The 17670-nt window shown below is 73.3% G+C and carries 19 protein-coding genes; 10 read left to right on the top strand and 9 right to left on the bottom strand.

Annotated elements, in window-relative coordinates; translation table 11 throughout:
- Positions 1 to 109 precede the first annotated feature (109 nt).
- The 3 genes from ACFV4F_RS22845 to ACFV4F_RS22835 all read right to left on the bottom strand — a co-directional run bounded on the left by ACFV4F_RS22845 (position 110) and on the right by ACFV4F_RS22835 (position 3670).
- Positions 110 to 958 (bottom strand): TauD/TfdA dioxygenase family protein, encoded by an 849-nt coding sequence (locus tag ACFV4F_RS22845; protein WP_380446656.1) that lies wholly within the window; start codon positions 956 to 958, stop codon positions 110 to 112.
- A gap of 44 nt (positions 959 to 1002) precedes the next feature.
- Positions 1003 to 2388 (bottom strand): condensation domain-containing protein, encoded by a 1386-nt coding sequence (locus tag ACFV4F_RS22840; protein ID WP_380504993.1) that lies wholly within the window; start codon positions 2386 to 2388, stop codon positions 1003 to 1005.
- Between the two features lie 88 nt (positions 2389 to 2476).
- Positions 2477 to 3670: an epoxide hydrolase family protein gene (locus ACFV4F_RS22835; protein WP_380504990.1), complete on the bottom strand. Its 1194-nt coding sequence runs from the start codon at positions 3668 to 3670 to the stop codon at positions 2477 to 2479.
- A gap of 340 nt (positions 3671 to 4010) precedes the next feature.
- Between ACFV4F_RS22835 and ACFV4F_RS22830 the strand changes: the two genes are divergently transcribed.
- The 3 genes from ACFV4F_RS22830 to ACFV4F_RS22820 all read left to right on the top strand — a co-directional run bounded on the left by ACFV4F_RS22830 (position 4011) and on the right by ACFV4F_RS22820 (position 7867).
- Positions 4011 to 5339 (top strand): FAD-dependent oxidoreductase, encoded by a 1329-nt coding sequence (locus ACFV4F_RS22830; protein WP_380504987.1) that lies wholly within the window; start codon positions 4011 to 4013, stop codon positions 5337 to 5339.
- A 77-nt stretch (positions 5340 to 5416) separates the two neighbouring features.
- Complete coding sequence (locus tag ACFV4F_RS22825) at positions 5417 to 6646, top strand: cytochrome P450 (RefSeq protein WP_380492603.1); 1230 nt, start codon at positions 5417 to 5419, stop codon at positions 6644 to 6646.
- Positions 6647 to 6664: 18 nt separating this feature from the next.
- Positions 6665 to 7867: an acyl-CoA dehydrogenase family protein gene (locus ACFV4F_RS22820; protein WP_380504984.1), complete on the top strand. Its 1203-nt coding sequence runs from the start codon at positions 6665 to 6667 to the stop codon at positions 7865 to 7867.
- Positions 7868 to 7921: 54 nt separating this feature from the next.
- On the opposite strand, the gene ACFV4F_RS22815 is transcribed toward ACFV4F_RS22820, so the two are convergent.
- Entirely contained in the window at positions 7922 to 8494 is a 573-nt protein-coding gene (locus ACFV4F_RS22815) for an exonuclease domain-containing protein (protein WP_380504981.1), read from the bottom strand.
- A 62-nt stretch (positions 8495 to 8556) separates the two neighbouring features.
- Between ACFV4F_RS22815 and ACFV4F_RS22810 the strand changes: the two genes are divergently transcribed.
- Genes ACFV4F_RS22810 through ACFV4F_RS22800 form a run of 3 tightly spaced genes read left to right on the top strand, consistent with a single transcriptional unit; the run spans position 8557 to position 10812 of the window.
- Positions 8557 to 9138 (top strand): universal stress protein, encoded by a 582-nt coding sequence (locus ACFV4F_RS22810; RefSeq protein WP_380504978.1) that lies wholly within the window; start codon positions 8557 to 8559, stop codon positions 9136 to 9138.
- Positions 9139 to 9190: 52 nt separating this feature from the next.
- Positions 9191 to 10099 carry an RNA polymerase sigma-70 factor gene (locus ACFV4F_RS22805; protein ID WP_380504975.1) on the top strand — a complete coding sequence of 303 codons (909 nt, stop codon included), beginning with the start codon at positions 9191 to 9193 and terminating at the stop codon, positions 10097 to 10099.
- Positions 10096 to 10812, top strand: a complete 717-nt coding sequence (locus ACFV4F_RS22800) for a leucine-rich repeat domain-containing protein (protein ID WP_380504972.1) — start codon at positions 10096 to 10098, stop codon at positions 10810 to 10812. Before ACFV4F_RS22805 ends, ACFV4F_RS22800 begins: the two co-directional genes overlap by 4 nt.
- A 36-nt stretch (positions 10813 to 10848) precedes the next feature.
- On the opposite strand, the gene ACFV4F_RS22795 is transcribed toward ACFV4F_RS22800, so the two are convergent.
- Positions 10849 to 11214 (bottom strand): hypothetical protein, encoded by a 366-nt coding sequence (locus ACFV4F_RS22795; RefSeq protein ID WP_380504969.1) that lies wholly within the window; start codon positions 11212 to 11214, stop codon positions 10849 to 10851.
- 91 nt (positions 11215 to 11305) lie between these two features.
- Complete coding sequence (locus tag ACFV4F_RS22790; protein WP_380447551.1) at positions 11306 to 11692, bottom strand: VOC family protein; 387 nt, start codon at positions 11690 to 11692, stop codon at positions 11306 to 11308.
- A 194-nt stretch (positions 11693 to 11886) separates the two neighbouring features.
- Here ACFV4F_RS22790 and ACFV4F_RS22785 point away from each other — a divergent pair, with 194 nt between their 5' ends.
- The gene (locus ACFV4F_RS22785) at positions 11887 to 12789 is read left to right on the top strand and encodes a LysR family transcriptional regulator (protein ID WP_380504966.1); all 903 of its coding nucleotides are present in this window, start codon (positions 11887 to 11889) and stop codon (positions 12787 to 12789) included.
- 5 nt (positions 12790 to 12794) lie between these two features.
- Here the strand turns inward: ACFV4F_RS22785 and ACFV4F_RS22780 are convergent, their stop codons facing one another.
- Genes ACFV4F_RS22780 through ACFV4F_RS22770 form a run of 3 tightly spaced genes read right to left on the bottom strand, consistent with a single transcriptional unit; the run spans position 12795 to position 14691 of the window.
- Positions 12795 to 13367: a GNAT family N-acetyltransferase gene (locus ACFV4F_RS22780; RefSeq protein ID WP_380504963.1), complete on the bottom strand. Its 573-nt coding sequence runs from the start codon at positions 13365 to 13367 to the stop codon at positions 12795 to 12797.
- Between the two features lie 9 nt (positions 13368 to 13376).
- Positions 13377 to 13766 carry a hypothetical protein gene (locus ACFV4F_RS22775; protein ID WP_380504960.1) on the bottom strand — a complete coding sequence of 130 codons (390 nt, stop codon included), beginning with the start codon at positions 13764 to 13766 and terminating at the stop codon, positions 13377 to 13379.
- Positions 13759 to 14691 carry an oxidoreductase gene (locus ACFV4F_RS22770; RefSeq protein WP_380504957.1) on the bottom strand — a complete coding sequence of 311 codons (933 nt, stop codon included), beginning with the start codon at positions 14689 to 14691 and terminating at the stop codon, positions 13759 to 13761. Before ACFV4F_RS22770 ends, ACFV4F_RS22775 begins: the two co-directional genes overlap by 8 nt.
- 118 nt (positions 14692 to 14809) lie before the next feature.
- Here ACFV4F_RS22770 and ACFV4F_RS22765 point away from each other — a divergent pair, with 118 nt between their 5' ends.
- The 3 genes from ACFV4F_RS22765 to ACFV4F_RS22755 all read left to right on the top strand — a co-directional run bounded on the left by ACFV4F_RS22765 (position 14810) and on the right by ACFV4F_RS22755 (position 17570).
- A complete protein-coding gene (locus ACFV4F_RS22765; protein WP_380504954.1) occupies positions 14810 to 15361 on the top strand; it encodes a TetR/AcrR family transcriptional regulator in 552 nt (183 codons plus the stop codon).
- 214 nt (positions 15362 to 15575) lie between these two features.
- Entirely contained in the window at positions 15576 to 16892 is a 1317-nt protein-coding gene (gene thrS / locus ACFV4F_RS22760) for a threonine--tRNA ligase (protein WP_380504951.1), read from the top strand.
- 126 nt (positions 16893 to 17018) lie between these two features.
- The gene (locus ACFV4F_RS22755; RefSeq protein ID WP_380504948.1) at positions 17019 to 17570 is read left to right on the top strand and encodes a hypothetical protein; all 552 of its coding nucleotides are present in this window, start codon (positions 17019 to 17021) and stop codon (positions 17568 to 17570) included.
- The last annotated feature ends 100 nt before the right edge of the window (positions 17571 to 17670 follow it).

Here is a 17670-nt window from a genome sequence, read left to right as displayed (position 1 = left end):
GTCGGCCTGACCGCATCTTCCAGAATGCGGTTGCGGTTCGTTCACGCAGGGTTGTGTCCGCACGGATCGGGCGGAACGGGCGTGCGGCTTTTCGACGGCGGACGGGCCGTCACATCACGGTGGTGCGGTAGAGCAGCCGGTGGTGGTAGCGGCTGTCGCACGGGGTGCGGGTGTGCATGGTCGCGTCGTTGTCCCAGATGACCAGGTCGCCGACGTTCCAGCGGTGGCGGTACAGGTAGCGGTCCTTGGTGGCGTGCGCGTGCAGGTCGTCCAGCAGCTCGGCGCCCTCCTTCTCGCCGAGCCCCACGACGCCGCTGATGATCATGCTCCCGAGCAGGAGCGAGCTGCGGCCGGTCACCGGGTGGCGGCGCACGATCGGCTGCGCCACGTCCGGGGTGCGCTCGCGCTCCTCGGCGGAGAGCGGCTTCTTGTGCGGGTTGGTGAGGAGCTCCTGGTCGACGAGGTGCGCCATGGAGTGGACGGCCTGCAGACCGCCGATCCGCTCCCGGACCTCCGCGGGCAGCTCGTCGTAGGCCGTCGTGCTGTCCGCGAAGATCGTGTCGCCGCCCTCCTCCGGGGCGATCGCCGAGTACAGCAGCGAGGCACGGCTCATGACCTCGCGCCAGGAGTAGTCGGTGTGCCACTCCTCCTGGTCGTCCCCGTCGTAGAGGCCGATCGGCTCGCCGGCCTCGAAGATGTTGCTGATCTTCAGCACCTCGGGGTGATCCGGCACGACGTACCGGGCGACGGGGTAGACGTCCAGCGGGCCGAACAGCCGGCTGAAGCGGACGTGGTCGGCGTGGCTCAGGTCCTGGTCCGGCAGGACGAGGACGCGGTGGCGGACGAGGTCGTCGAGGATCCGGTCGGCGGTCTCCCGGCCGACCTCCTCGCGCAGGTCGATGCCGGTGATGCGGGCGCCGAAGACGGGGCCCAGCGGTTCGAGCGTGTAGGACGTCATGGGAAACACCTCTCGTGTGAGGTACCTCGGTCTGCGGCCGTCGGTCAGAGGGTGCGCCAGTCGCGCTCCGGATCGGCGAGGACGGCGAGCACGATCCGCCGGTACGCGGCCACCCAGCCCGCCACCGTCTCCTCGTCGAACTCCTCGGGGTTGTACTGGACCATCCCGCTGATCTCCCCCGACGGCGCGACGCCCATGTTCCAGGCGGCGCCGCCCGGGATCTGCTCGCTCGCGCTCTCGCCCTTGGCGACCGGCACGGTCCCCTCGGAGAACAGGAACGGGTCCGCGCCCCCGGCCGGGGCGGCCAGCGTCTCGGAGAAGCCGAAGATGAAGTCGCAGTTGCGCGGGTCGGCCATCGGCGCCATCAGCGACGGCACGGCCTGCTCGACCCAGTGGATCGGCACCTCGTGCCGGTACGCCTCCAGGCAGGTGGTGCGCACGGCCAGGAGGAGCTCGCGGATCGTGCCCGCGTCCGCGAGGTCGGTGCGCAGCGCCAGGAAGTTGAGGAACGGGCCCACGGTGTCCTGGTACTCGGGCCGGCCCCGCCCGTGCACGATCGTGTTGACGACCGGGTCGTCCGCCCCGGAGATCCGGCTCGCCAGCACGGCGAACGCCCCCAGCATCACCATGAAGCGCGAGCAGCGGGCGGCCTTGGCGAGCGCCGCCACCGCGTCCGTCGTCGCCGCGTCGAAGCGGAAGGGGTGCGCGACGTACAGCTCGGTGTGCTCGGGCGGGATCGGGCGGTCGGTCGGCAGGGTGAAGAACGGCGCGCCGTCCAGCCGCTTGCGCCAGTACGCGAGGTTCTCGGCCGCCGCGTCGCCGGACTGGTTCTCCGCCTGCCACCGCGTGTACTCGCCGTACTGGCGCAGCGCCGGCAGGCCCGGCTCGCGGCCCGCCGTCCGGGCGGCGTAGCACGCGGCGAGGTCGCGGTGGATCAGCTGGAGCGCCCAGCCGTCGCACGCCGTGTGGTGGCTGACGAGGCCGAGCACCGCGTCCCGCTCGTCGAAGCGGGTGAGGAACGCCCGCAGCAGCGGCAGCCGTTCGACGGGCAGCGCCGTCGACTCCGCCTCGGCGAGCAGCTGCTGCGCCGCCGCGTCGCGCCGCGCCCAGGCCACCGGCAGGTCCCGCACGTGCAGCGGCACCCGGGTGGCCGGGCGCACCTGCTGGTACGGCGGCTCGGCGTCGCGCACGATCACCGTGCGCAGCACCTCGTGCCGCACCACCACGTCGTCCAGCGCGCCCTGGAGCGCGGCCACGTCGACGGGCCCGGTGATGCGCAGCGCCTTGGACACCGTGAACCGGGGCCCGAACGAGCCGGAGCCCGCGTTGGCGCACCAGTGCTCCTGCTGGCTGGAGAGGGGGTGGCGGCCGGTCCCGTCCCCGGAGTGCCCGGCGGGCGGGACCGGCGCTGCGTCCTCGGTGTGCGGCACGTCGTCTCCTCGGCTCGGCTGTCGGAGTGCGGTTCGACACCTCGACGAACGGGAGGACCGCGGTTTGGACGACGGCGGCGAAAAATCTTCAGTCGATTTCTGCGGGGTCCTGCTTCGGCTGCTCGGCGGCGGCCTCGTGGGCCCGGACGGCGCGGGCGAAGGAGCGCAGGTCGCCCGCGAGGAGCTCGGGCACCTCCAGGGCGGGGAAGTGCCCGCCCTCGGCGAACTCGCTCCACTGGACGATGTTCGGGAAGCGCCGCTCGGCGATCCGCCGGACCGGCAGGCTCCCGTCGTGTGCGAAGGCGGCGACGGCGAGCGGCACCGGCTGCGGCGGCCCGGCGACGGGTTGGCGGGCGGCGTCGGGGAGCATGTCGGCCATCTCGTAGTACAGCTGCGCGGACGAACCGGCCGTCGCCGTCAGCCAGTAGAGCGAGACGGTGGTCAGGAGCTGGTCCCGGCTGATCGAGTCGCCGCTCGTCCAGTCCCGGAACTTCTCGGCGATCCAGGCCAGTTGGCCGACCGGGGAGTCGGTGAGGCCGTAGGCGAGGGTCTGCGGGCGGGTGCTCTGGATCTTCATGTAGCCGGCCCGGCCGGTGGTCTCGAAGGCGGCCAGGTAGGCGAGCCGCGCTTGGTCCGCCTCGTCGAGGCCCTCCAGGTCCTCCGGGCCGGTGGGCGGGGTCAGCAGGAACGTCACGTGCGCGCCCGCGAGGTGCTCGGGGTCGAGCGCGGCGGCGGTCAGCGAGATCCACACGCCGAGGTCGCCGCCGTGGGCGAGGTAGCGGCCGTAGCCGAGCCGGCGCATCAGCTCCGTCCAGGCCCGCGCGATCCGCGGCACGTCCCAGCCGGCCTCGGGCGCGGGGCCGGAGAAGCCGAAGCCGGGCGGGGCCGGTACGACGACGTGGAACGCGTCCGCCGGGTCGCCGCCGTGGCTGCGCGGGTCCGTCAGCAGCTCGATGACGTCCAGGTACTCGGCGACCGACCCGGGCCAGCCGTGGGTGAGGATCAGCGGCGTGGCGTCCGGCTCGGGGGAGCGCACGTGCAGGAAGTGCACGGTGGCGCCGTCGATCTCGGTGCGGAACTGCGGGAAGCGGTTCAGCCGCTCCTCCGCGGCCCGCCAGTCGAACTCCGTGCGCCAGTACTCGGTGAGCTCCTTCAGGTACTCCAGCGGCACCCCGCGGGCCCAGCCCGCCCCGGGTACCTCGGCCGGCCAGCGCACCGCCGCCAGGCGGCGGTGGAGGTCGTCCAGGTCCTCCTGCGGAACGGCGATTCGGAACGGCTGCATTTCCGGGCCTCCTCAATTCGGCGGGCGGCACGCCGCCCCTTCGTCCCTGCCGCCCGGGGACGCTACCAGCGCGCTCCGGCGCTAAACAGGGATCACCGGGGCACCGCCGGGCGACAGAGCAATCTGGAAGTAGAGGCGCATTCGCGGGACGTCAATGATGGTGCCGTCGGCCGGGCACGCTGCTTCGGCGCGCGCCGCCCATTCCCGTTTCTCCGGATGTGCGCTCTCGTTCGCTTTCCTCCGCTCTTCCGCTCCTTCGCTCGTTCCGCTCCTTCGCTCCTTCGCTCCTTCCGCTTCTTCCGTTCCTTCCGCCGTCGGACGTTCCAAAGAGGGGAGCACGGTGGCTACTCGAATCGGCGACCGGGCCGTGGTGCTGGGCGCCAGCGTGGCCGGGCTGCTCGCCGCCCGCCTGCTGGCCGACGCCTACCGCAGCGTCACGGTGGTGGACCGGGACGCGCTCACGTCCTCCGCCGCCCCGCGCCGCAGCGCGCCGCAGGGCCGGCACGTCCACGGCCTGCTCGCCCGCGGCCAGCAGGTGCTGGAGGAACTGTTCCCCGGCCTCACCAAGGAGCTCGCCGAACTCGGCGTCCCCGTCTGCGACTTCGGCACCGGACTCACCTGGTACTTCGCCGGCCGCCCGATCCGCAAGGCCGAGACCGGGCTGATCTGCGTCTCCGCCGAGCGCCCGCTGCTGGAGGCCCGGGTGCGCGAGCGCGTCCTCGCCCTCTCCAACGTCCGCCTCCTCGACCGCTGCGACATCAACGGCCTCGACTCCTCGCCGGACCGCGCCCGCGTCACCGGCGTGCGCGTCCAGCCCCTCGACGGCGCCGAGGAGGTCCTCGCCGCCGACCTCGTCGTCGACGCCACCGGCCGCGGCTCGCGCACCCCGCTCTGGCTCCGCGAACTCGGCTACCCGCAGGTGCCGCAGGAGCGCGTCAAGATCGACCTCACCTACACCACCGCCGAGTTCGCCGCCCCGCTGCCCGTCGACCCGATCGGCGACGGCGCCGGCCTGGTCTGCGTCGCCGGCCCCGGCCGGCCGCGCGGCGCCACGCTGGTGCGCCTGCACGACCGCTACGCCCTCGCCCTCTACGGCCTGCTCGGCGAGCGCCCGCCCACGGACCCCGAGGGCTTCCTCGCCTTCGCGAAGACGATGCCCGTCCCCGAGATCCACGCGGCCGTCGAACACGCCCGGATGATCACCGAGCCGGTCTCCATGCACTTCCCCGCGAACGTGCGCCACCGCTACGAGCGCGTCGAGCGCCTGCCCGACGGCCTGCTCGCGATCGGCGACGCCGCCTGCGTGTTCAACCCCATCTACGCCCAGGGCATGACCGTCGCCGCGATCGGCGCCACCGTGCTCCGCGGCCACCTGGAGCGCGGCGTCCCGCCCCGCCCGCGCGACTACTTCCGCGACCTCGCGGCCGTCATCGACGCGCCCTGGGACATGGCCGTCGGCGGCGACCTCGGCTTCCCCGAGGTCCGGGGCCGGCGCACGCTCGCCGTGCGGATGGCCAACCTCTACATGCCGCGCCTGCAGGCCGCCGCCGCCCACGACGCCACCCTCTCCACCGCGTTCCTGCGCGCGGCCGGCCTGGTCGACCCGCCCCAGGCGCTCATGCGGCCCTCGGTGGTCACCCGGGTGTTCCGGCCGCGTCCCAAGTCCTGACGCGTGTCCTGCCAGGTGCGTCCTGCCAGGTGTGTCCCGCCCGACCAACCCGCACACGGAACTACCGGAGGTTCCCCGTGACAGCCCACCCCGAGCCCATCGTGCTCGACCCCACCGGCCGGGACGTCCACGCCGAGGCCGAACGCCTGCGCGCGCAGGGCCCGGTGGCGCAGGTGACCCTGCCCGGCGACGTCCGCGCCTGGTCGGTCGTCGGCTACGACACCGTCCGCCAGGTGCTCAACGACGAACGCTTCGCCAAGAACGCCCACGAGCACTGGCCCGCCTTCGTCAACGGCGAGATCAGCGACGACTTCCCGCTGATCGGCTGGGTGCTCATGGACAACATGACCACCAGCGACGGCGCCGCCCACGCCCGGCTGCGCAACCTCACCGCCAAGGCCTTCACCATGCGCCGCACCGAGGCCATGCGCCCGCGCGTCGAGCGCATCGTCCGCGAGCTCCTCGACGACCTCGCCACCGCCGCGCCCGGCGAGGTCGTCGACCTCAAGGACCGCTACGCCTACCCGCTGCCCACCAAGGTGATCTGCGAACTCTTCGGCGTCCCCGAGCACATGCGCCGCGATGTGATGCGCGGCGGCGAGGTCAACACCGAGACGACGATCAACCACGAGGAAGCCGTCGCCAACGTCGAGTCCTGGCACAACGCGATGTACGAACTCATCGAGATGAAGCGCAAGGAGCCGGACGACGACCTCCTGAGCATGCTCATCGAGGCCCGGGACAACGGCTCCCGCCTCAACCAGTCCGAACTCGCCGGCACCCTGCACCTGATGCTCGGCGCCGGCTCCGAGACGACCACCAACCTGCTCAGCAAGGCCGTCGTCGCGCTGCTCACCCACCCCGAGCAGTTCGCGCTGGTCCGCGACGGGAAGGTGCCGTGGCGGGACGTCATCGAGGAGACCCTGCGGGTCGAGTCCCCGATCGCCCAGCTGCCGTTCCGCTTCACCACCGAGGAGGTGGAGCTCGCGGGCGTGCGGATCCCCAAGGGCGACCCGGTGCTGATCGGCTTCGCCGCCTCCGGGCGCGACCGCGGCCGGCACGGCGAGGACGCCGACCGCTTCGACATCACCCGCCCCGACAAGGAGCACCTGTCCTTCGGCTACGGCGTCCACCACTGCCTCGGCGCGCCGCTGGCCCGCATGGAGGCCGCGATCGGGCTGCCCGCGCTCTTCGAGCGCTTCCCCGACCTGGCCCTCGCCGTCCCGGCCGAGGAGGTCCAGCCGCAGGGCACCTTCCTGCTCAACGGCACCGCCACGCTGCCCATCCGCCTGACGCCCGCTTCCTGACCACCTCGAAGGAGCCCCATGAACGCGAACGCACCGGTGAACGCGAACGCACCGGCCCGCGCGGAGCTGGTCCGCCGCGCGGCCGAAGTCGCCCCCGTCCTGCGCGCCAACGCCCCGTGGGGGGACGAGCACCGGCGGCTGCACGAGGAGTCCCTGGCGGCGCTCACCGACGCCGGCCTGTTCAAGATGCGGATGCCGGCCCGCTACGGCGGCTACGAGACCGACGCCGCGACCTTCGTCGAGGTGATGACCGAACTCGCCAAGGGCGACGGCTCGGCGGCGTGGAACGTCTCCGCGTGGTCGATCTCGGCCTGGATGGCCTGCCAGTTCCCTGACCACGTCCAGGACGAGGTGTTCGGCGCGTCCGCCGGGGACGTCCGGGTGTGCGGCGTGCTCAGCCCGAGCGCCTCCGCCGTCCCGTCCGCCGCCGGCGCCGTGGTGAACGGCGCCTGGCAGTTCATCAGCGGCGCGCACCACAGCGGGTGGCAGGTCGCCCTCGCGATGGGACCGACGCCGGACGGGCAGTCGCAGTGGCCGCTGATGGCGCTGATCCCGCTCTCCGACCTGACGATCGTCGACGACTGGGACACCACCGGCCTGCGCGGCACCGGCAGCGTCACCACCGTCGCCGAGGACGTGTTCGTGCCGCAGGACCGCCTGCTGCCGCTCGCCCTCGTGCTCCAGGAGCAGTCCGCCTCCAAGCTCAACCCGGAGTCGGCGCTCTACCGCGCCCCGCTCATCGCCACCGGCTGCACGACCTTCACCGGCACCGCGATCGGCCTCGCCAAGTCGGCGCTCGCGACGTACCTGGAGCAGCTCGACAAGAAGATCACCTACACCGAGTACGGGTCCCGGCGCGAGGCCGCCGTCACCCACCTCCAGGTGGCGGAGGCGGCGCTGCAGATCGAGGAGGCCGAGGGCCACGCCGCGCGGCTGGCCGCCCTGGTCGACGCCAAGGGCGCGGCCGGCGAGCCGTGGACGGTCGAGGAGCGGGTGCACGCCCGCGCCTACCTCGGCCGCGTTTTCGACCGTGCCACCCGCACCGCCCGCACCCTCGCCGACGCGAGCGGCGGCGGCTCCCTCTACCTCACCGGCGCGCTCCAGCGCACCGTGCGGGACCTCCACGCGCTGAGCCTGCACGCCCTGATGCACTCGTCGACCAACACCGAGCTCTACGGCCGCGTGCTGTGCGGGCTGGCGCCCAACACGATGTACCTGTAGCCGCGTTCCGCCGCTCCTGGGAAAGCACCCGGGAGCGGCGGAGCTTCTCCGACCTCAGGCCTCGGTGGCCTGCGGCCAGACGTCCGCCCGGACCAGGCCGAGGACCAGGGCCGCGATGTTCCACGCGTCGTCCTCGCCCCGGTGGTGCCGCCCCTCAAGGGGCAACCCGGCCAGCTCCAGGGCCTTCGCCATGCCGGGGCGCTTGCGCAGCCCGTACGCGTCGGCGAAGACCGCCTTGGCGTTGGTGTGCCGCTCGCCGAAGCCGAAGGGGTACGCCACCCCGTTGTCGCGGCACTGGCGGGTGAACTGCTTGCGGTCGTAGTCGCCCCAGCTGGCCCAGGCCCGCTCGCCCGCGCCGTGCTCGTCGGCCAGCAGCGCGCAGGCGTCGGCGAACGACAGGCCGGTGTCGACCTCCCACTGCGTCAGCCCGGTCAGCTCGGTGCAGAACGCGCTGACGGTCGAGCGCCCCGGCCGCACCAGGATCCGGTGGCGCCCGACGCGTTCGCGGGCTTCGAGGTCGACGACGGTCAGCCCGATCTCGATGATCTCGTTGACCTCCCCGGGCGGCACCCGGCCGTCCCAGCAGGTGGCCTCGACGTCCACCACGTTGAGCAATCGTGCGTCCATGCGGGGATCATGGGCGGCGGCCGCCGGTGCGGTCAATCGGTTATCGGCCGCGCCCGGTGGGCATGGTGGGTGTCAAGGCCGGGTGGATCGAGGCGGGCTCGGCAGTCTCGATCCGCGACCCGGCAGGGCACCGTCGAAGGGCAGGAATGGCAGGGAACGGCTGGGACGAGGGGCCGAGACGGCGGATCGTGGTCGGCGTGAACGGATCACCGGGGAGCCGCGCGGCCCTGCGGTGGGCGATCGCCGAGGCGCGGCGCACCGGGGCAGGCCTGCTCGCCGTGCACGCCTGGCAGTCGCCGGTCGGCGAGCGGCGCGCCCTGCGGTACCCGGACTGGCCCCCGGTGGTCGAGGCCCGGGAGGCCGCCGCCGACGTGCTGGCCGCGGCGATGGAACTGGCCTTCGCGGCCGGGGTCGTCGCCGACGGCGAACTGGTGCGTGGTGCAGCGGCCGCTGCCCTGGTCCGGATCGCGGACCGCGAGGGCGGCCTGCTGGTCCTGGGCACGGGCACCCGCACCGGCCGCTTCCGCGCCGCCCGCGGCCGTGGCCGAGTCGCCGCCCACTGCCTGAAGCACGCGCGCTGTCCGGTGCTCACCGTTCCGCCGACGGCGGAGCGCAGCGAAGCCACCCCGGCGGTGAGGCTGTGACGCGGCCGCTGGGCACTTGCGGCGGCCGGTGCACCGCTGGCAGCCTGACGGGGTGATCAACACGCCTGCGGCGCCGGACGCGCTGGACGACTTCACCGAGCACCGCCGACTCCTCTTCGGCACCGCCTACCGCCTGCTCGGCAGCGTCGCCGACACCGAGGACGTGCTGCAGGACGCCTGGCTCGCGTGGTCCCGCGTCGACCGGGAGACGGTCGCCAACCCGCGGGCCTACCTGGTGCGCACGGTCACCAACCTCTCGCTCACCCGGCTCACCTCGGCCCGGGCCAAGCGCGAGGCGTACGTCGGCCCCTGGCTGCCCGAACCCCTGCTCACCGCCCCGGACATCGCGGACGGCGCCGAGCTCGCGGACTCCGTCTCCACCGCGATGCTCGTGGTCCTGGAGAGCCTCGGCCCGGTCGAGCGGGCGGTGTTCGTGCTGCGCGAGGCCTTCGGGTTCTCGCACGCGGAGATCGCCGGGTTCCTCGATCGGAGCGAGGCGACGGTCCGCCAGATCGCCCACCGCGCCCGCGAACACGTCCGCGCCCACCGCCGGCGCTTCGACAGCGACCCGCAACAGCGCCGCGAGATCACCGACCGCTTCCTCGCGGCCTGCACCGGCGGCGACCTGAACGCGGTCATGGAGCTCCTCGCCCCGGACGTGACCGCGTGGTCCGACGGCGGCGGCAAGGTCACCGCGGCCCGCCGCCCGCTGCACGGCACCGACGGCGTCGCCCGCTGGATCCTCGGCGTCCTCGCCAAGCCCGAACTCCAGGGCATGGCCTGGCGGTCGGCCGTCATCAACGGCGAGCAGAGCGTCCTGTTCACCATGGACGGCCAGCCGGTCGGCGCGCTCACCTACGACATCGCCGACGGCCGCCTCCAGAACCTGCGCTTCCAGGTCAATCCCGACAAGCTGACCGGCCTGGCCGGTCTGTCCGGTCTGTCCGAGGAGACGGCGTGACGACCCTGAACCTCTGGCGTCGGCCCCTCGCCGAGCTGCCGGCCGACGTGTGGGACCGCACCGACGTGACCGTCCTGATCCTCGCCGAGACCGGCCTCACCGAAGTCCCTCCCGCCGTCGGCGCGTTGCAGCGCCTGCGCACCCTCGACCTCGGCCACAACAAACTCGCGTCCCTCCCCGCCGAACTGGGCGATCTCACGGGCCTGCGCGACTTCCTCTACCTGCACGACAACGGGCTGTTCACCCTGCCCGACACCCTCGGCCGTCTCACCGCGCTGCGCTACCTCAACGTCGGCGAGAACCGGCTCCGCGAACTCCCGTCCACGATCGGCGACATGGCGTCGCTGGTGGAGCTCCGCGCCCAGTACAACCGGCTCGCCGCGCTCCCCGACTCGATCGGCCGCCTCGGCGCCCTGCGCGAACTCTGGCTGCGCGAGAACCGGTTGAGCACCCTGCCCGCGTCGATCGGCGACCTGGCCAACCTGCGCGAGCTCGACCTGCGCGAGAACCACCTCACGGAGCTCCCGCCATCCCTCGCCGGCCTGCCCCTGCTGCGCCGCCTCGACGTGCGGAGCAACCGGATCGCCACCCTCCCGCCGTGGCTCACCGAACTCCCGGCCCTGGAGAAGCTCGACCTCCGCTGGAACCCGGTGACCCCCGCCCCCGCCCTGCTCGAAGCGCTCACGGCCCGGGGCTGCGAAGTCCTCTACTGAGTTCGGGAAGGCCTGCGTAACCGGGAGCTTCGGTCCTCACGTGGACGGCGCCGCCCCGGCGTGCAGGACCTCGTCGCTCTCGGAGTCGACGACCTCCCAACCGAGCAGGTCGGCGATCCCGGTGGCCACTGCCAGCGCGGCGGTGTAGCCGTCGGGCGTGGAGCAGATCAGCTCCACCACGTCGACCCGCGCCGGCACCCGGCCCTCGTGGACGGCGTAGCCGCCGGTCTCGCCGCACGCGGCGATGCTCACATCGAGCCACTCGCGGCCGTCCTCGGCCCGGTAGGAAGCCAGGTCGGTCCTCCGGAGGCCGGGCACCGCGTCCAGGTGTGCCAGCAGCACTCCCGCCGCCACGCTTCCGTCGTGGCGGCGGTCCGGCCATACGGTCAGGTACCAGTACATGCCGACATCCTCGCACCGGCCGCTGTCGGTCCGGCGTTCCGAGGAGGCCGTCCCGGTCCACCCCCGTGGGTCCGGGACGGCCTCCTCTGCTTCAGGCGGCGGTGTCCTGCGGGTACCACCGGAGTTCGACGGTGTTGCCGTCCGGGTCCTGGACGTAGACGGAAGTGGCGGTGCCACGGGCGCCGTAGCGGGGGACGGGGCCCTCCAGGACGGTGAAGACGCCCGAGTCGATGACCTCCTGCCAGTCGAGGGGCTCGACGGTGAGGCAGATGTGGTCCACGTTGGACTCGTGCCGGGGGCGGTGCACCAGGTCGATGATGGTCTCGGCGGTGACCCGGACGGACGGGAAGGACACCTTGCCGGCCCGCCACTCGTCGACCCGGACGGGCTCCAGGCCGAGGAGGCCGGAGTAGAAGGCGAGGGACCGCTCGATGTCGGCGACGTTGAGGACGAGGTGGTCGAAGGCGATGACGCGCATGGTGGCGGCTCCGGGGGTGTGGTTTCCGCTGGTGACGGGTTCCACGATCCTCCGCCCGGAAGTGATCATCAATGCCGGATCGTCGTATGATCGTTGAGCTGAATTAAACGATGCTGCATGATGCCGCAGTGAGCGGTGCCGGAGTAGGCGATGCCGGATCGAACGATGCCGGGAGCGGCGGGCGAGGGGGCACCATGCTGGAGCGGCTGGAGACCGAGGTCTTCCTCGCGCTCGCCGGGGAACTGCACTTCGGCCGGACCGCCGAGCTGCTGAACCTCACCACCGGGCGGGTCAGCCAGGTGGTCAGGAAGCTGGAGCGCCGGATCGGCGCGCCGCTGTTCGAGCGCACCAGCCGGTCCGTCCGGCTCACCCCGGTCGGGCGGCAGCTGGCCGAGGACCTCGTCCCGGTGGTGGCCGCGATGGAGGAGGCGCTGCGCCGCGCGGTGGACGCCGGCCGGGGAGTGACGGGCGAGCTGCGGGTGGCGTTCATGGGGGAGTGGACGGCGCCGGTGCTGCTGAGGGCGGTCGCGCTGTTCGGCGAGCGGCACCCCGACTGCCGGGTGGACGTCCGGGAGGCGCAGCTCTCGAATTCGCGGTCCGGCCTGGCGGACGGTTCGGTCGACGTCCTGGTCGCCTCCTTCCCCTTCGACGGCATGGCCACCGGGCCGGTCCTGCTGACCGAGCGCCGGGTCCTGGCGGTGCCGGCCGGGCACCCGCTGGCGGCGGAGGAGTCGGTGTCGCTCGACGTGCTCGCGGACCACCCGGTGGTGCAGTACCCGGCGGTGACGTCGGTCGGGTTCAAGCGCGACCGCACCCCCGACCGCACCCCGTCCGGCCGCCCGGTGCCCAAGGGGCCGTCCGGCGGGACGTTCTCCGAGATGCTCAGCCTGGTCGCGCTGGGCCGGGGCGTCCTGCCGGTCGGCGAGCACTGCCGCCAGTACTACCCGCGCCCCGACCTCGCCTACGTCCCGATCCACGACGCCCCGCCGATCGAGCGCGGCCCGGTCTGGCTGCCGGGCAACACGACGGAGCGGGTCCGCGAGTTCGTCCGGGCGGCGGCCGACGTGGCCGCCGCCGGTGCGGCCGTGGTGCGGTAGCGCGCTCAGCCCGCCGGGGTCGTGGCCGGCTGGTCGCAGAAGGTGCCGGACGCGAAGCTGAACACGGTGTACGTGCGGTCCGCCACGGTGAACTCCGCCGCCTCGCGCATGCCCAGGTGCCGGTGGACCGCGAGCGACTTGTGGTTGGACTGTTCGACGAACAGGACGCCGTGGTCGAAGCGGTCGCGCAGGTTCGCGTCGACCGCCCGCAACAGGCGCCGCACGACCCCGCGCCCGCGGAACTCCGGATCCACGACCACCGGCCCGTACAGGTAGAAGCGGTCCGGCGCGAGCCCGGCGCGCACGGCGGCCTCGCAGGTCTGACGCGGCGGCCCTTCGTCGAGGGCCGGGGAGGCGGGAACGGTGAGGGCGGCGCCAGCGATCCGCCCGTCCTCCTCGACGATGTAGATGCCGGTGGTGGCCTCCATCGCGGCGAGCTTGTCCTCGTCGAAGCGGCCCTGCACGAAACCCCGCTCCGCGCGCTCCTCCGGGGACAGCCCGTCGCCCCGGGCGCCGTCGATCAGGGCGAGCACCGTGGCACGGTCGGCGGCGACTGCTGTACGTGTCGACAAGGTCATGCCGACAACCTATCCGGCCCCGGCGGCCGGGCGTTCGTCGGCCCGCGGCCCTTTGTGGCACCGGGGCGGGAGGGCGGCACAGAGGGCGCCGAAGGGAAGGAAGGCGGCCGCGTGCCAACAGGCGTACCCGATGGAGGCGTTGCCGCTCAGCAGCGTGGTGCCCCAGAGCGCGAGCGCCGTTACCGCGGCACTGAGCAGTCCGGCACGGGCGCCGGACCTCGGGTCCGCGGCGCGGAGGCCCGCGAGCGTCCACAACGACAGGGTGGCCGCGATGACGACCGGCGCCGCCACGGAGCCGGGAACGGCATCGAACGCTCCCGTCCGTTCACGGAGGAAGTCGAGCGACTGTACGACGCCGGCCGCGAGCCCCAGCCACGCCGCCCGTCCGCGCTCACTCATCGGACGGGCCGAAGTCGTAGCGCACGCCGGTCAGTTGCTCCGAGGCCTCCCACAACGTCCGCTGCGCGCCGGTGTCGTGCGAGCCGGGACTCGAACTCCTCACGACCGGGTGGCCGCTGAACTCGCCCGGGCCGCTGGGGGCGTAGTACTCGCCTCCCTTGGCCTCCGGGTCGGTGGCGGCGCGCAGGATCGGCAGTGCGCCGTGCTGGGCGGTGTGGGTGAACGGGCGCCACAGTCCCCAGGACGGTCCCCGGAAGAGGGCGGGCATCGAACGGTTCAGCTCGGTGCGGGCCGCGCCGGGGTGAGCGGCCACCGAGAGCAGGGCGGAGCCCGAGGCGACGAGGCGGCGCTGCAACTCGTGGGCGTGGAGCAGGTTGGCCAGCTTGGACCGGGCGTAGGCGGCGGCCGGGCGGTACCCGCGCGTGAACCGGAGGTCGTCGAAGTCGAGTCGTGCCGACCGGTGGGCGGGGCTGGTGACCGTCACGATCCGGGCGCCCGGGGTGTCGCGGAGCAGGTCGAGCACGAGTCCGGTGAACGCGAAGTGGCCGAGGTGGTTGATCCCGAGGTGTGTCTCGAAGCCGTCCCGGGTGCGGCCGGGCGGGGCCCACATGACGCCCGCGTTGTTGATCAGGAGGTCCAATTCACTGCACATCGTGTGGAGTTGGTCGGCCGCGGCCCGAACGGACGACAGTGCGGCAAGGTCCAGCGGCAGGGTGACGACGCGGGATCGCGGTGCGGTGCCGCGGATCCGTGCGGCGGCCTGTTCGGCGCGTTCGGCGTCGCGGCAGGCGAGCACCACCGTGGCGCCGCGCCGGGCCAGCGACTCGGCGGTGTGGAAGCCGACGCCGGTGTTGGCCCCGGTGATCAGTGCGGTGCGGCCGGTCTGGTCGGCGATGCGCTCGGCGGTCCAGCGGTGCTGTGCCATCCGATCCTCCTGGTGACGGAGAGTATAATCGGGATGAGCGTCCCGCTTTCACTATCCGGGACGTCCGTCCCGGTTGTCAACGGCGATCGGGGCCCGAACGGGCGGAGGGAGACGGGGCGTGCGGGCCGATGCGCAGCGCAACCGCGTGAAGGTGCTCGAAGCCGCCTCGGCGGCCTTCGCGGAGGAGGGCCTCGCGGTGAGCGTCCAACGGATCGCCCGGCGGGCCGGCGTGGGCACGGGCACGGTGAGCAGGCACTTCCCCACCAAGGACGACCTGTTCCGGGCGATCGTGCTCAGCCGCGTCGAGCGGCTGGTCGAGCGGGCCCGCGCCCTCGCCGACGAGCAGGAGCCGGGCGAGGCCTTCTTCGGGTTCTTCGCCTACATGGTCGCGGAGGGCGCGATCAACCGGGGGCTGGGAGAGGCCCTGGCCGGCGCGGGGTTCGACATGGAGGGCGCCGCGATCGAGGCCGGCTACGACGTGGGTGCTGCCCTGTGCGACCTGCTCGTCGGTGCGCAGCGGGCGGGCGTGGTGCGGGCGGACGTGACCGTGGCGGACGTCAAGGCGCTCATGCTGGCCTGCCTCACGCGGGAATTCACGCAGCCCGAAGAAGGCGCCCGCGAGCGCCTACTGGACGTCGTGCGCAGGGGGTTGCGGCCGGAGGCCGACTGACCGCGGGCCGAGCGGCGGGTCCGAGAAAAGATCACCACCGGCTTCATCCACCTGCTACGGTGGATCACATGAAGCGCGCTGCACTCGCCACGACGACGCCGGAGAGAGTCCCGGTGCGCTGACTGCTGACCTAGTCCGAAGCCCCGGGGCGAGTGCCCCGGGGCTTCGCCGTTTCCGGATCCACTCGTCCCGCCCTCCGAGTGGAGACCACCCCATGAACGTTCACGCCCCCGCCGACGTCCACGCCGACTGCGCCGCCGCGCATGACCACGCCGCTGCCGCGCACGAGCACGTGCCCGCCGCGCACGACCACCGCAAGCTCGGCCGCGAGCTGGACCTCTTCGACACCGATCCCTTGATGGGCTCCGGCCTGCCCTACTGGCTGCCCGACGGCGCCGCCGTCCGCCACGCCCTGGAGGAGTACATCCGCGGCCGCGAGCGCCGCGCCGGCTACCGCCACGTCTACTCGCCCGTCCTCGGCAAGCGCGAGCTGTACGAGATCTCCGGCCACTGGGCGCACTACCGCGACGACATGTACCCGCCCATGCAGGTCGGCTCGGAGGAGATGGTGCTGCGCCCCAGCCTCTGTCCCCACCACGCGCTGATGTACCGCTCCCGCCCGCACAGCTACCGCGAACTGCCACTGCGCATGGCGGAGTTGGGCGGCATGTACCGCTCCGAGCTGTCCGGCGTGCTGGGCGGCCTCACCCGCGTCCGGGCGATCCAGCTGAACGACGCCCACGTCTTCTGCACCCCCGAGCAGGCCGCCGACGAGGCCGTCGCCGCACTGGAGCTGATCCGCGACGCGCACCGCGCGCTCGGCATCGTGCCCGTCCGCTACCGCCTCTCGCTGCCCGGCGCGGGCGGCAAGTACGTGGCCGACCCGGCCCTTTGGGAGCGGGCGGTCGCGCTGCTCACCGAGGTGCTGGAGCGCTCCGGCGTGCCGTTCGAGGCGGCGGAGGGCGAGGCCGCGTTCTACGGGCCCAAGATCGACGTCCAGATCGCCGACGGCGCCGGGCGCGAGTTCACCCTCTCCACCGTCCAGATCGACTTCCACCAGCCCGAGCGGTTCGACCTGCACTACATCGGGCCGGACGGCGCCAAGCACCGCCCGGTGATGGTCCACCGCAGCGTGATCGGCAGCGTCGAGCGGGTGGTCGCCCACCTGATCGAGCTCTACGGCGGAGCGTTCCCCGCATGGCTCGCGCCGGCCCAGATCGTGCTGGTGCCGATCTCGGAGGCCGAGGTCCCGCAGGCCGAGCGGCTGCGTGCGCGCTGCCTGGACCTCGGGCTGCGCGTCGAGATCGCCGGTCCCGAGCACGGGAGCCTCGGGGCGCGGATCCGGGAGGCGCGCCTGGTGCCGTACCAGGCGGTGATCGGCGCGCGGGAGGCGGCGGACGGGCGCGTCGCGCTGCGCCTGCGGGACGGGCGCCGGCTCGACCCGATGCCGGCCGAGGAGGCGCTGGCGCGGATCGGCGCGCTGGTGGCGGCGTACAGCGGCGAGTTGTGGGAGGACGGGCCGGCCCGCTGATCCGAGGGCATACGTACGACTAGTGCGGCAAGCGGTGTGTCGGATCGTCAAGATGGCTCGGCCGCCCGTCGAATGGGCGCGGCGGCCGAGTCCCCGGCCGCCGTCCCCCTCGTTCCGGAGGTACCCATGCGTATCCCGCGCAGGATCGTCGGACCCGCCCTCGCGGCGTGCCTGGCCCTCGCCGGCTCGGCCGCCGTCGCACCCGCCGCCCCGGCCTCGCCGCTCCCGTCCCGGCCGCTGCCGATCCCGGCGGTCCAGTACTGCGCCGCCGTCCTCGGCCACGTGCCCGGCGCGGACGGCCGGTCCCCGATGCTCGGGCGGGCCTGTTCGACGGACTCCCGCGAGGACGCCCTCGCCAAGGCCGACGGCGTGGGCCGCTCCGCCGAGCGGCCGATGGACCGCACGCTGCTGCTGGAGGAGTTCAAGGACGTCGAGTACCGGGGTGGCGTCCTCTACGCCTTCTACGGCGATGCGGGCGGTTGCGACGCCACCGGCTACCACCTCGTGAACTACTTCGACGTGGCGCTCAACGTCTCGTCGATGAAGGGCTACAACAACTGCAACGCCGTCCACCTGTGGTCCACCCTCGACGTGGAGAAGACGATGGACCTGCCGGCCCCCGCCCTGGGCGGCAACTTCAACGACGCCGTCCGCGAACTCCAGGTCTTCCACCGCTGAGTGCCCGTCCCGGCGGGCCCGCCCCCCCCGGGGGGGCCGGGCGCCCGGGCGCCGGTGAGGATGGGCGGGGGACAGCCCGCGGGCCCGCCCGGGGGCCCCC

Origin of the sequence: Kitasatospora sp. NPDC059722 (genome assembly GCF_042733235.1) — a bacterium.
Lineage (GTDB): Bacteria > Actinomycetota > Actinomycetes > Streptomycetales > Streptomycetaceae > Kitasatospora.
Note: the sequence above shows the minus strand (reverse complement) of the source record. Positions and strands in the feature narration are given on the sequence as shown.

What these genes read in the sequence shown, in the direction of transcription:
- ACFV4F_RS22820 (WP_380504984.1), top strand. Translation starts at nt 6,665, where the DNA reads ATGAACGCGAACGCACCGGTGAACGCGAACGCACCGGCCCGCGCGGAG.
- ACFV4F_RS22755 (WP_380504948.1), top strand. Translation starts at nt 17,019, where the DNA reads ATGCGTATCCCGCGCAGGATCGTCGGACCCGCCCTCGCGGCGTGCCTG.
- ACFV4F_RS22815 (WP_380504981.1), bottom strand. Translation starts at nt 8,494, where the DNA reads ATGGACGCACGATTGCTCAACGTGGTGGACGTCGAGGCCACCTGCTGG.
- ACFV4F_RS22845 (WP_380446656.1), bottom strand. Translation starts at nt 958, where the DNA reads ATGACGTCCTACACGCTCGAACCGCTGGGCCCCGTCTTCGGCGCCCGC.
- ACFV4F_RS22780 (WP_380504963.1), bottom strand. Translation starts at nt 13,367, where the DNA reads ATGACCTTGTCGACACGTACAGCAGTCGCCGCCGACCGTGCCACGGTG.
- ACFV4F_RS22785 (WP_380504966.1), top strand. Translation starts at nt 11,887, where the DNA reads ATGCTGGAGCGGCTGGAGACCGAGGTCTTCCTCGCGCTCGCCGGGGAA.
- ACFV4F_RS22795 (WP_380504969.1), bottom strand. Translation starts at nt 11,214, where the DNA reads ATGTACTGGTACCTGACCGTATGGCCGGACCGCCGCCACGACGGAAGC.
- ACFV4F_RS22770 (WP_380504957.1), bottom strand. Translation starts at nt 14,691, where the DNA reads ATGGCACAGCACCGCTGGACCGCCGAGCGCATCGCCGACCAGACCGGC.
- thrS (WP_380504951.1), top strand. Translation starts at nt 15,576, where the DNA reads ATGAACGTTCACGCCCCCGCCGACGTCCACGCCGACTGCGCCGCCGCG.
- ACFV4F_RS22775 (WP_380504960.1), bottom strand. Translation starts at nt 13,766, where the DNA reads ATGAGTGAGCGCGGACGGGCGGCGTGGCTGGGGCTCGCGGCCGGCGTC.
- ACFV4F_RS22835 (WP_380504990.1), bottom strand. Translation starts at nt 3,670, where the DNA reads ATGCAGCCGTTCCGAATCGCCGTTCCGCAGGAGGACCTGGACGACCTC.
- ACFV4F_RS22810 (WP_380504978.1), top strand. Translation starts at nt 8,557, where the DNA reads ATGGTGGGTGTCAAGGCCGGGTGGATCGAGGCGGGCTCGGCAGTCTCG.
- ACFV4F_RS22790 (WP_380447551.1), bottom strand. Translation starts at nt 11,692, where the DNA reads ATGCGCGTCATCGCCTTCGACCACCTCGTCCTCAACGTCGCCGACATC.